This window comes from Kitasatospora sp. NPDC056531 (assembly GCF_042794375.1).
GTDB lineage: Bacteria > Actinomycetota > Actinomycetes > Streptomycetales > Streptomycetaceae > Kitasatospora.
This window is the reverse complement of the sequence record NZ_JBHTTU010000085.1, coordinates 1-11,597: the sequence shown is the minus strand read 5'-3', so window position 1 is coordinate 11,597 and position 11,597 is coordinate 1. Positions and strand designations below refer to the sequence as shown.

11 protein-coding genes are annotated in these 11,597 nt (G+C 72.0%); 9 read left to right on the top strand and 2 right to left on the bottom strand.

Features of this window, described 5'->3' with window-relative positions; genetic code table 11:
* The first annotated feature begins 238 nt into the window (after nucleotides 1-238).
* The 5 genes from ACFQ87_RS36930 to ACFQ87_RS36910 all read left to right on the top strand — a co-directional run bounded on the left by ACFQ87_RS36930 (nucleotide 239) and on the right by ACFQ87_RS36910 (nucleotide 5,456).
* The gene (locus ACFQ87_RS36930; RefSeq protein WP_380615317.1) at nucleotides 239-631 is read left to right on the top strand and encodes a DUF485 domain-containing protein; all 393 of its coding nucleotides are present in this window, start codon (nucleotides 239-241) and stop codon (nucleotides 629-631) included.
* Nucleotides 628-2,355, top strand: coding sequence for a cation acetate symporter (locus ACFQ87_RS36925; protein WP_380615316.1), 1,728 nt, complete (start codon nucleotides 628-630; stop codon nucleotides 2,353-2,355). The genes ACFQ87_RS36930 and ACFQ87_RS36925 overlap by 4 nt, the downstream gene beginning before the upstream one ends.
* A gap of 3 nt (nucleotides 2,356-2,358) precedes the next feature.
* Nucleotides 2,359-2,946, top strand: coding sequence for a cysteine dioxygenase (locus ACFQ87_RS36920; protein ID WP_380615315.1), 588 nt, complete (start codon nucleotides 2,359-2,361; stop codon nucleotides 2,944-2,946).
* Nucleotides 2,947-3,401: 455 nt separating this feature from the next.
* On the top strand, nucleotides 3,402-4,064 hold the full coding sequence (locus tag ACFQ87_RS36915; RefSeq protein WP_380615314.1) for a hypothetical protein: 663 nt from the start codon (nucleotides 3,402-3,404) through the stop codon (nucleotides 4,062-4,064).
* 291 nt (nucleotides 4,065-4,355) lie between these two features.
* Nucleotides 4,356-5,456: an alanine racemase gene (locus ACFQ87_RS36910; protein WP_380615313.1), complete on the top strand. Its 1,101-nt coding sequence runs from the start codon at nucleotides 4,356-4,358 to the stop codon at nucleotides 5,454-5,456.
* Nucleotides 5,457-5,484: 28 nt separating this feature from the next.
* On the opposite strand, the gene ACFQ87_RS36905 is transcribed toward ACFQ87_RS36910, so the two are convergent.
* Together ACFQ87_RS36905 and ACFQ87_RS36900 are read right to left on the bottom strand one after the other, a co-directional pair.
* Complete coding sequence (locus tag ACFQ87_RS36905) at nucleotides 5,485-5,931, bottom strand: amidohydrolase family protein (RefSeq protein ID WP_380615312.1); 447 nt, start codon at nucleotides 5,929-5,931, stop codon at nucleotides 5,485-5,487.
* A gap of 76 nt (nucleotides 5,932-6,007) precedes the next feature.
* Nucleotides 6,008-6,613 carry a TetR/AcrR family transcriptional regulator gene (locus ACFQ87_RS36900; RefSeq protein ID WP_380615311.1) on the bottom strand — a complete coding sequence of 202 codons (606 nt, stop codon included), beginning with the start codon at nucleotides 6,611-6,613 and terminating at the stop codon, nucleotides 6,008-6,010.
* A 118-nt stretch (nucleotides 6,614-6,731) separates the two neighbouring features.
* On the opposite strand from ACFQ87_RS36900, the gene ACFQ87_RS36895 reads away from it, so the two are divergent.
* The 4 genes from ACFQ87_RS36895 (at nucleotide 6,732) to ACFQ87_RS36880 (ending at nucleotide 11,383) form a co-directional block, all read left to right on the top strand.
* On the top strand, nucleotides 6,732-7,886 hold the full coding sequence (locus ACFQ87_RS36895) for an alkene reductase (protein ID WP_380615310.1): 1,155 nt from the start codon (nucleotides 6,732-6,734) through the stop codon (nucleotides 7,884-7,886).
* Between the two features lie 206 nt (nucleotides 7,887-8,092).
* On the top strand, nucleotides 8,093-9,157 hold the full coding sequence (locus tag ACFQ87_RS36890) for an NAD(+)/NADH kinase (protein ID WP_380615309.1): 1,065 nt from the start codon (nucleotides 8,093-8,095) through the stop codon (nucleotides 9,155-9,157).
* Nucleotides 9,158-9,590: 433 nt separating this feature from the next.
* Entirely contained in the window at nucleotides 9,591-10,898 is a 1,308-nt protein-coding gene (locus tag ACFQ87_RS36885; RefSeq protein ID WP_380615308.1) for a molybdopterin-dependent oxidoreductase, read from the top strand.
* Between the two features lie 2 nt (nucleotides 10,899-10,900).
* A complete protein-coding gene (locus tag ACFQ87_RS36880) occupies nucleotides 10,901-11,383 on the top strand; it encodes a hypothetical protein (protein WP_380615337.1) in 483 nt (160 codons plus the stop codon).
* The last annotated feature ends 214 nt before the right edge of the window (nucleotides 11,384-11,597 follow it).

Sequence of the window (11,597 nt, the reverse complement as noted above, 5' to 3'; positions counted from 1 at the left end):
GGGATGTACTGAGAGTGTTGTCCCCCTTGGCGGGTGCCTGGTTGGTCCGGGGGTCGCTTCGCACGGCCCCCCCCCCCCTCCCCCCCCCGATCCCGAGTCCTGGATGGAGCGGATCCACGGCTGACGAGGGCCCGTTGAGCGGGCCGGGACCGTCGCTGACCGCGCGTTGATCGCTCGTCTACCGGGCACTTCTACGGTCGGGCCTTCGGCAAGTTCCGCACTGCTCAGAAGGATTCCCATGATTGACCCGGCCGCGTCGTCGCGGGGTGACACACCCCGGATCGGCGACGATCCGCGATTCACCGAGTTGCGCGCCGCCTACCGCAGGTTCGTGTTCCCGGTGACGGCGGCGTTCCTGCTCTGGTTCCTGGCGTACGTCCTCTGCTCGGCCTATGCCCGCGACTTCATGGCGACCAAGGTCGTCGGGAGTATCAACGTGGCCCTGGTCTTCGGACTGCTGCAGTTCGTCTCGACCTTCGGCATCGCCCTGGCCTACGGCCGGTTCGCCGCCCGGCGGCTGGACCCGCTGGCCGCGGCCCTGCGGAGCGCGGCGGCGTCCCGTCCGATCGCCCCGGCCCCGGCCCCGGCCGGCCGCGGCGGCGACCTGGAAGTGACGGAGAACCAGGCATGACACAGCACCTTCCGCTCGCCGCGGCAACGGCGCAGTCGGCATCGAACAAGGGCCTGACCATCGGCCTGTTCGTCGCCCTGGTGGCGGTGACCCTCGTCATCACCCTCTGGGCACGGCGGAGCACCCGGGGCACCGGCGGCTTCTACACCGGCGGCGGCCAGTTCTCCGCGCTGCAGAACGGGATCGCGATCTCGGGCGACTACCTGTCGGCGGCCTCCTTCCTCGGCATCGCCGGGATCATCGCGCTCTCCGGGTACGACGGGTTCCTCTACTCGATCGGCTTCCTGGTCGCCTGGCTGGTCGCGCTGCTGATGGTCGCCGAACTGCTGCGCAACACCGGGCGGTTCACCATGGCCGACGTGCTGGCCGCGCGGCTGCGCAGCGGGCCGATGCGGACCGCCGCGGGCGTGTCGACCATCGTGGTCTCGATCTTCTACCTGATCGCGCAGATGGTCGGCGCGGCCACGATCGTGGGGCAGCTGCTCGACGTCAAGGGTGCCTCCGCGCAGATCTGGACCATCGTCGGGGTCGGTGCCCTGATGATCGTCTACGTCGTGGTCGGCGGGATGAAGGGCACCACCTGGGTGCAGATCGTCAAGGCGGTGCTGCTGATCGCCGGCGCGGCCGTGATGACCCTGTGGGTGCTGGCGAAGTACGGGTTCGACATCAGTCACCTGCTCGGGGACGCCGCCACTGCGTCCAAGAAGGGCGACGCCTTCCTGCAGCCCGGCCTGAAGTACGGGTCGACCGACGGCTGGTCGAAGCTCGACCTGGTCAGCCTCGGCGTCGCCCTGGTGCTGGGCACCGCGGCGCTGCCGCACGTGCTGGTGCGCTTCTACACCGTCCCGACCGGCCGCGACGCGCGCAAGTCGGTGAACTGGGCGATCGGCATCATCGGGGTCTTCTACCTGATGACCCTGGTGCTCGGCTTCGGCGCGGCCGCGCTGGTCGGCACGGCGACGATCAAGGAGAAGGATCCGTCCGGCAACACCGCCGCCACCCTGCTGGCCGAGCACCTCGGCGGTGGCGCGGGCACCACCGGCGGCTCCCTGATGCTCGCCTTCGTCGCGGCGGTGGCGTTCGCCACCATCCTCGCGGTCGTCGCCGGGCTCACCCTGACCTCGTCGTCGTCCTTCGCCCATGACCTGTACGCCAGCGTCATCCGCAAGGGCAGGGCCACGGAGCGGCAGGAGCTGGTCACGGCGAAGATCGCCGCCGTGGTCATCGGCGCGGTCGCGGTCGCCCTGTCGATCTTCGCCAGGGACCTCAACGTGGCGTTCCTGGTGGCGCTGGCCTTCGCCATCGCGGCCTCGGCCAACCTGCCGGCGATCCTGCTGACCCTGTTCTGGAGGCGCTTCACCACCTTCGGCGCCAAGTGCGGCATCTACGCGGGCCTGGTCAGCTCGATCGGCCTGGTGCTGCTCTCCCCGATCTGCTGGGGCGGCGCGAGCGGCACGGTCCACGCCGTGAAGCTGACGGCCGCCCAGGCGAAGGACTGCGGGGTGGAGGCGTCCAGCAAGCAGGTCGGCAACGCCACGGCGCTGATCTCCTGCACCACCACCGCACCGGTCCCGCTGCAGAACCCCGGGGTCATCTCGATCCCGATCGGCTTCGCGGCCGCCGTCCTCGGTTCCCTGGCCGGCGGCCGCCGCCGGGACGAGGAAGCGGAGGGGCGTGGCTTCGCCGAGCTCGAGGTCCGCGCGCTCACCGGCGTGGGGCGGTAGAGCGTGGAACCGGGATCCAACCTCGACGAGTTGCTCTCCGACCTCGCGCGCTACTGCGCCGCGGACGTCCTGACCGCCCAGCTCACCGCGGACACCCTGCGTAAGTACCTGCGGGCCGGGCTGATCGTTCCCGACGACCTGTGCGCCGGTGACACCGACGGCTACTCGCAGCGGCTGCTGCACGCCGGACGGACGCACTCCGTGGTGGCCCTGACCTGGCTGCCCGGGCAGTCCACCCCGATTCACGACCATGTCGCCTGGTGCGTGTCAGGTGTGGTGGAGGGCGTCGAGGTGGACGAGGCGTACCGGCTGTGGCGGCTCCCCAGATCCGGTCGCAGGGTGCTGGTGCCGTCCGGCCGGACCACCTGCTCTCCCGGCCGGGTGCAGCTCCTGCTGCCGCCCGACGAGGACATCCACCGGGTGTCCAACGGCGGCACCGGTCGCGCGGTGTCCCTGCACGTCTACGGCGCCGACATCTCGCTGAACGGGAGCAGCTCGATCAACCGGGTCTTCGGACAGGACGTCGTGGACCTCCCACCGGACGGGGCCCGTCTGGTGAGCTGGCGGACACCGTCCGACCTCGCGCCCTGACCGACACGTCGCGCACCGACGGGCCGTCCGCTCCGGACGGCCCGTCACCGCTCCCGTCCACGCGGTCCATGCGGCACGGGAAGTCTCACCGGCTCGGTCTTCGCCGCGGACTCCGACACCGCTGACGCGCAGGTCGACGAAGGAGCGGGCTCGTCCGGAAACAGAGCCCGATGGCAAGGAATTGGACGGGCACGACGGCCACCACTTACGGCGATTGGCAGGGCCTGCCGCTCTGACCGTCCCCCGCGGCCGTTCGGGACCACTCCCGGTCGGCCGCCGGGCATCGGGCTGACAAGTGGCGCTGGCGTCGGCTGGGGAGGCCGGTCTGACCAGGGCGGTCGTCACCGCTGCCCGCTCGTGCTGCATGATGGCCGTGATCACTGGGGGGTGTCATGGCGTTGTTCTCGCCGAAGTGCCCGGTCGGGCCGGACGAACGGGTCTGGATAGAGGGGTCCATGGCCTGGCTGACAGCCGAGTTCGGCCGTGACGTGCTGAACCGTGCTCCGGTCCTGCCGACCGCCGAATTCTTCCCGGGACCGTACGAGGGCTCCGACGAGGACATCCGGAGCATGATCGCCCAGCTCTGTGGATACCTGGAGGTGGCGCCCAACCGCCTGACGATTGAGATCGAGCCGGACGACGGCGAGCAGGTCATGGTCGCCGGCCTCCGACTCGACCACAAGTCCCGCTCCGCCGCCGGGCACTACCGGCGTGAGAACGGGCGCCCGGTGATCGCCATCGACCAGCGCCAAGCCGCCCGTCCGGTCGCCCTCGTCGCCACCATCGCCCACGAGCTGGGCCACGTCCGCCTCCTCGACGAGCAGCGCATCTCCACGGACCGGCGCGACCACGAACCACTCACCGATCTGCTGACGGTCTATTTCGGCCTCGGGATCTTCACCGCCAACTCCGCCTTCAACTTCAGCCAGAGCAACCACGGCTGGTCGTACTCGCGGCTCGGCTACCTGACCGAGCAGATGTTCGGCTACGCGCTGGCCTGCTACGCCCACCTGCGCGGCGAGACCAAGCCCAGCTGGGCCCGCCATCTGGCCACCAACCCACGGGCCTACCTCAAACAGAGCCTTCGCTACCTGGGCCAGAACCCGCCGGGCATGTGACGGAGTGGGAGCCGTCGGACGCCTCGATCCGACGGAGTCGGGCGGAGCCGGACCGCGTCGTCAGTGGCTGTCGGCGGCGCGGGCGTCGGGTGGCAGGAAGGCGGTACGGCTCATCGCCGCGGACGGATCCGATGCGGCGCCGCCGACATGGGCGCGGGCCCCTCGCCGCCGCCGGGACCATCACTCCGGTGCCCGCCGCGCCCGCCGCCTTCGCCGCAGCCCCGTACGGGTTGCTCGAACCGGTCTCGGTGGAGCGAGAATAGCGGCGCGATTCGAGTCGAAAGGAAGCAGATGCCCAGAATCCCGGTGGAGGTCGACACCCCGGACATCATGGTCGATCTGGACGTGCTGGAGCGGAACATCGAGCGCATGGCAACCGCGCTTCGGGCCAAGGGCCTGCGGCTGCGCCCGCACGCGAAGACCCACAAGATGCCGGAGATCGCCGCGCGACAGCTCGCGGCCGGGGCGGTCGGGCTGACGGTGGCGACCATCGGGGAGGCCGAGGTCTTCGCCGAGCACGGCGTCACCGACCTCTTCATCGCCTATCCGCTCTGGATCGTGCCCCGGCAGGCGGAACGGCTACGCCGACTCGGCACCGGGGCCAGGATCGCGATCGGGACGGACTCCGTCGAAGCGGCCGAGGCGGCGGGTCGGCACCTCGGGGACGCGGCCGGCGACATCGAGGTCCTGGTGGAGATCGACAGTGGCCACCACCGCAGCGGTGTCAGCCCGGCGCAGGCCGTGGAGGTGGCTCGGGCGGCGGCCCGCGCCGGGCTCCGGGTCGGGGGCGTGTTCACCTTCCCGGGCCACGGCTACGCACCGCAGATGCCCGCGAAGGCGGCCGTGGAGGAGGAGAAGGCGCTCGCGGAGGCCGTCGAACTGCTGGTCGCCGCGGGTTTCGAGGTCACGCGGGTGAGCGGCGGCTCCACGCCCACCGCGGAGCTGACCGGGACCTCGTCGATCACGGAGGCGCGGCCGGGCGTCTACGTGTTCGGCGACGCCCAGCAGTTCGAACTCGGCCGGTGCTCCATCGAGGACATCGCGTTGACGGTGGCGGCGACCGTCGTCAGCCGGCACGAAGGGGACGGCGCCACACCCCGGCGGGTGGTCCTGGACGCGGGCAGCAAGGTCCTCGGCGGCGACCGACCCGCATGGACGACGGGCTTCGGCCGGCTCATGGACCACCCCGAAGCCCGTATCACGGCGCTGTCCGAACACCACGCCACAGTGGTCTGGCCCGCCGACAGCGACCTTCCCGCGCTCGGCGAGCGGCTGCGCGTGATCCCCAACCACGTCTGTGTGGCGGTGAACCTCGTCGACGACGTCGCCGTGGTCAGCGGCGGCAGGCTCGTGGACCGCTGGCGGGTGGCCGCACGCGGCAGGAACGCCTGACAGAGGCCCCGTCCGCGGTGCGGATCGGTCAGTCCCGCGGGATCGGAGGACCGCTCCGAAACGAGGGAAACGAGGGAATCGACCTTCGCCGCCCGACCGGGGCCCGGGCGATGTCGCGGTTGGCCGTTCCACGGTTGAGTGGTTCGGCCACCTCCCGTTCCCGGGGCGCCGGTTGGCCGTCGTAGCCGCGGCGGCCGGACGGTCCCGAGCTGCTGCAGGGTGAGACGGCAACCTGAGAGTCCAGGGTGTGGGTGGGGTCGAGGTCGCGCAGGCCCTCGGCCGGGCAGACGGCGGGGTCTCGCTCGCAGACGGTGAGGTCGGCGAGGCGGCCGGGGGCGAGGGTGCCGCGTGGATGCTCTTCGCCGAGCAGGCGGGCGGCGTTGGTGGTGTGCGGGGCGACGGCCTCGTGATAGGCGATGGCGTGCTGGGGGTCCTGGACGCCGATGACGGTTTCGCGGGTGGTCATGCCCCACACGGACCAACTCGCGGAAGGTGGTCGGCTTCCGGCCGGTGACCTTCTCCACGTCCCCGTCGGGCGGTGATGCCCGAGGTCAGGGCTGGTGGGCCCGGGCGCGCAGGTCCTCCCGGGCGGCGGCGAGTACCTGGTCGGAGAGGTCCGGATCGGTGGAGGCGACCGCGCGGGCGAGCAGCAGTGCGCCCGCCATCTGGCTGAACAGGGCCAGCGCGCGCCGCCAGGCGTCCGGTTCACTCAGGCCGGTGGCTTCCTGGACGGCGCGGGCGAAGATCCGCATGTTGGCGGTCAGCCCGGCCGTGTAGTCGGTGCGGGCCTCCTCGTGGAGCCGGGGGGCGTCGCCGAGGAATCCGGCGTTGGGGCAGCCGTGGTCGACGTCGGCGCGGTGCTCGGGGGACAGGTACCAGTCGATCTGGCCGTCCAGCAGGTCCTGGCCCTGCTGCCGGGAGTGCTCCAGGAGGGCGGCGAGGTTTTCCTCCCCCTTCGCCATGGATCCGGCGACGACCTCGTCCACCAGGGCCGCCTTGGAGGCGAAGTGGTTGTAGAAGCCGCCGCGGGTCATGCCGGCGGCCGCCATCAGCTCGACCAGCCCGACGGCCTCGACGCCGCGTTCGCGGAACAGCGTCTCGGCGGCTGCCACGATCGCCCTGCGGTTCTGCGCCGCCTTCTCCCTGGACACCCCCATGCGGGCACCTCCTTCTGTCTGTCAAGGCTAGACGATGTCGATTGACATTGACAATGAGCGGCGGCGGGCGTAGAACAATGTTGACCGACATCGTGATGGGCGATGGAAGGAGACCTCCATGAATCCCGCACCGTTGTTCACGCCGGTCCGCATGGGCGACCTGGAGCTGCCGAACCGGATCGCGATGGCCCCGCTGACCCGGATGCGCGCCGACAACCCCGGCCACGTGCCGACCGAACTGCACGCCGCCTACTACGCCCAGCGCGCCGCGGCGGGGGTGATCGTGGGGGAGGCCACCGCGGTCAGCCCGGACGGCTTCGGCTGGCACGACACGCCCGGGCTGTGGAGCGGGGAGCAGGTAGCCGGCTGGCGGCGGGTGACCGAGGCCGTGCACGCCGCGGGCGGCCGGATGATCGCCCAGCTGTGGCACACCGGCTCCATCTCGCACCCGGACCTGCGCGCCGGGGCGCTCCCGGTGTCCGCGTCGGCCGTCGACCCCGTCCAGCGCAGCGTCACCGCGGCCGGTCGGGTGCCGACGGTCACCCCGAGGGAGATGTCCGTAGCCGAGATCCGCCGGACCGTGGCCGACTACGCGACCGCCGCCCGCAACGCGATCGCGGCGGGATTCGACGGCGTGCAGATCCTGGCGAACTTCCTGTACCTGCCGGCGCAGTTCCTCAACAAGGCCACCAACCTGCGCACGGACGCCTACGGCGGGTCGATCGAGAACCGGGCCCGCCTGACCCTGGAGATCGTCGACGCGGTCGCCACCGCCGTCGGCCCGGAGCGCACCGGGATCAAGCTGAGCCCGATGCACGAATCCGGTCCGTTCCAGGCCAACGACGAGACCCTGCCCGCCGCCGAGTACGTCGTCGCCCGCCTGACGGGCCTGTCGCACCTGCTGCTGATGGGTGCCACCCACGACTTCACCGGAACTCCGCTCCAGGACCTGGCCGGTGACGGCATGTTCGCCCACTTCCGCCCACTGTTCGACGGGACGCTGATCGCCAACACCGACATGACCGGCGAACGCGGCGCCCGCCTGATCGAGACCGGCCTGGCCGATGTCATCGCGTTCGGCCGCCCGTTCATCGCCAACCCCGACCTGCCGGCCCGCCTGGCCGCCGGCGCCCCGCTCGCGGACATCGACTGGAGCACCGTCTACGCCGCCGGCCCCGCGGGATACACCGACTACCCGCTCCTCCCCGCGTACGACCGGGCCCACGACCACACCCACGGCCGGGCCCAAGACCCGGCCATCGTCCAGAGCTGAGCCACCCCGAAGGCCCCGAGGACCGCTGACCGCTCGCTCCCACGCATGGAACGCGCGCCCGCAACGGCCGATCCGGCCGGCCGCCGACGGTCCCGTCCCGGCGAGCCGATCGCCCGCCGAGGCCCCACCATGGGTCGGGTAAGAGCGCGGCCACTGCACCCCGGCGGGCAGAGCCGTCGCAACGTGGCGACAAGACGAGGTCCTCCATGCCCGTGCACCGCGTCGGACTGGTCGTCCACCAGGGCCGCGGCGCTGCCCGCGAGGCCGCCCGCGCCGTGCACGCCTGGTGTGAGGCGCACGACGTCCCCTGCGCCGAGGTCGACGTCTGGGCGCAGGACCGACGGCGCGGCTCCGGCCGCGACGAGGCCCGCGCCGCCGGGGACCCGGACCTGGTCGTCACCCTCGGCGGGGACGGGACCTTCCTGCGCGGCGCCCGGATCGCCGTGAAGACCGGAGCCAGCGTGCTCGGTATCGACCTGGGAAAGGTCGGTTTCCTCACCGAGGTGCCGGCCTGCGACATCACCGTCGCCCTCGACGCCGTCCACGCCGACCGCGCCCCGGTCGAGGAGCGGATGACGCTGACCATGCGCGCCTCCAGGCCGCCGGAGGTGCCCGCGGAGATGGAGGCCTTCCTCTGCTACGGACGCGGCCCCGCCCTGCCGTCACCGCAGGTGCGGCCGGAGCACACCGTGGGCGACGGCTGGGGCCTGCCCTTGGACGTCAACGCCCTCAACGACGTGGTGGTGGAGAAGCTCGCCCGGGACCACCAGATCAGCGCGGGCGTCTACATCGCCGGCAGGCTGCTCGCCGCCTACTCGGCCGACGCCCTCGTGGTCGCAACGCCCACCGGCTCGACCGCGTACAGCTTCGCCGCCGGCGGCCCCGTGCTCTCGCCGCACATGGACGCGGTGGTGTTCACCCCGATCGCCGCCCACATGACCTTCAACCGCACCGTCGTCGCCGCTCCCGACGAACCGATCGCGCTGCGCATCCTGCCGCACTCCGGTCGCGCCGCGGTCAGCATCGACGGCCAGCTGCGGGGGATCATCGACCCCGGAGACTGGATCGGCGTCTACCGCGCCCCGCAACGCGTGCGGCTCATCCGTCTCCAGCCCACCGACTTCTACGGTCGGCTGCGGGACCGCTTCCGACTCACCGACGCTCCCGCCACCGCGACCGACGGGGAGTCCGCCCCGTTCTTCCGCCCCGACTCCGCCGTACCCCCGGACCTCGCGGGCCTGCGGCTGCCGCCGCCCACCGCGGCCCGCTGAACGCGTCCCGGCCGCGCGGGCCGCCCCCCCCGTCGCGCCGCTGAAGCCCCGCGGGCGGGTGCGCGGCTTCCAGGTGTCCGTGACCCGAGGCACGTCCGTCCGGGTGATGTTCTCGTCGGTCGGGTTCGGCTTCACCGGGACGGGTCCGCCGCTGGTGGTTGGCTGTCCGGCGGGCGCGCGTCGACCGGTCCTGACCGTGGCTGTGCGCAGAGCCGGCGACCGCCGGCTCTTCCGTTCGGCAGGGAACCGGTGAACCGCGCTGCCACAGTGGGGGCCGGGTCGGAGGTGGCGGGTGGTCGGGGCTCGGCGTGGTGGTGGATCGCGTGGGAGAAGCCGGTGGCGGCGCGCCGCCGATCCGCTGCGGCGCCTCACCCGGGCCGGTGGCAGCACCTGGCGCGGCGCGGTCCGGGTCGTCGGACGGACCCGTGCCGCGGTGGGTGTCCGACTGTCGGCGTTCTCCCGCGGGCTCGGGCAGGCGCCCGCACCGCCCGGACCGTTCCGCCCGGGGTTCTGGCGCAGTCCGATCCGGGGGCCCTGGCTGACGTCGGTGTTCGGGCTGGTGCTGCTCGTCGGGCTCCCGGTCCTCTTCGTGACCGGGGCCCTGTCCTATGCCGCGTACAACCCGGACCTCGGCCTGCTCAACGACCAGACCCCGGGCAAGGGCGTGCTGGGCTTCTACCTCTTCGACTGGCCCACCCACCCGTCCTGGCTGTACCGGCTCACCCAGGGCGTGCACGTGACGCTCGGCGTGACCCTGGTGCCGGTGGTGCTGGCCAAGCTGTGGTCGGTGATTCCGAAGCTCTTCGAGTGGCCGCCCGTGCGCAGCGCCGCCCACGCGCTGGAGCGGCTGTCGCTGCTGATGCTGGTCGGCGGGGTCGTCTTCGAATTCGTGACCGGGATCCTCAACATCCAGCTCCACTACGTCTTCCCGGGGTCCTTCTACACCCTCCACTTCTACGGCGCGTGGGTGTTCATCGCGGCGTTCGCCGTCCACGTGGCCCTCAAGCTGGCAACGATGGTCCGAGCCCTGAAGTCGCGTTCGCTGCTGGGGGAGTTGCGGACCGGCCTCGCCGACACCAGGCCCGAGCCGCCCGACGCCGACGGCCTGGTGGCGCTCGCCCCCGCCGCCCCGACGATCGCCCGGCGCGGCGCGCTCGCGCTGGTGGGCGCAGGGTCCCTGGTCCTGTTCGCGGTCACCGCGGGGCAGAGCATCGGCGGCCGGCTCCGGACCACCGCACTGCTGGCACCCCACAACCGCGAACCGGGGGACGGTCCGAACGGCTTCCAGATCAACAAGACGGCCGCCGCCGTCGGCGTCTCGTCGGCGATGGTCGGCCCGGACTGGCGGCTGGAGCTGTACGGCGCCGGTGCGGTGCGGTCCTTCTCCCGTGAGCAACTGCTCGCGATCTCGCAGCAGTCGGCCTGGCTGCCGATCGCCTGCGTGGAGGGCTGGTCCACCGCGGACCAGCACTGGAGCGGACTCCGGCTCGCCGACCTCGCCGCCATGGCCGGTCTGCCCGAGGCGTCGAGCGTGCTGGTGGAGTCGGTCCAACCACCCGGTCCCTACAGCTCCGTGGTGCTGCGCGGCAACCAGATCCGCGACCTCCGCTCCCTCCTCGCCCTCAGGGTCAACGGAGCCGACCTCTCCCTCGACCACGGCTATCCCGCCCGGATCATCGTCCCCGCCAACCCCGGTGTGAACAACACCAAATGGGTCCGCCGACTCACCTTCAGGACGTGACCATGGCCCGACTCGCCCGGCTCACCCGCTGGTACGGCGCCGGCCCGATGCACCTGCTCGTCCTCCTCGCGTCGCTCGCGCTCACCGGCTACGCCGTCGAGCGACTCGTGGCCGACCGGGCTCTCGCGGTGGCGATCTGGTTCGTCGGCGCGGCCGTCGCCCACGACCTGATCCTGCTGCCGCTGTACTCACTCGCCGACCTCTCGGCCCGGGCCGTGCTCCGCCACCGCCGGGAGCGGGCCGCCGCGGTCGAGTGGATCAACTACCTCCGCGTACCGGCCTTCCTCTCCGGTCTCCTGCTACTCGTCTGGTTCCCGCTCGTCCTCGACCTGTCCGAGCCCTACCCGGGAGCCACCGGGCTGTCGGAGGAGGTCTACCTCGGCCGATGGCTCGCGATCACCGGGATCCTGTTCGGCGCGGCGGCCGTCGCTCTGGCGCTCAGGCTGCGCGCTGCCCGTCGAACCGGGCGACGCGAGCCGCGATGAGCGGCAAGCACCGGCGGTACGGCGGGCCTGCGCTCGCGTACGGCGTCCGCGAATCGTAAGGCTCCGACTTACGGAGCCTGCCGCGGCCGGCTCCTACAGTGGCCGGGACGTTCTTCCTCTGAGAGGCGGTAGAGATGACGGTGCATCAGGAAGAGCCGTGGGCCGAGCTGGGTGTGATCGGCGGTTCGGGGCTGTACGCGCTGCTGGACCACGT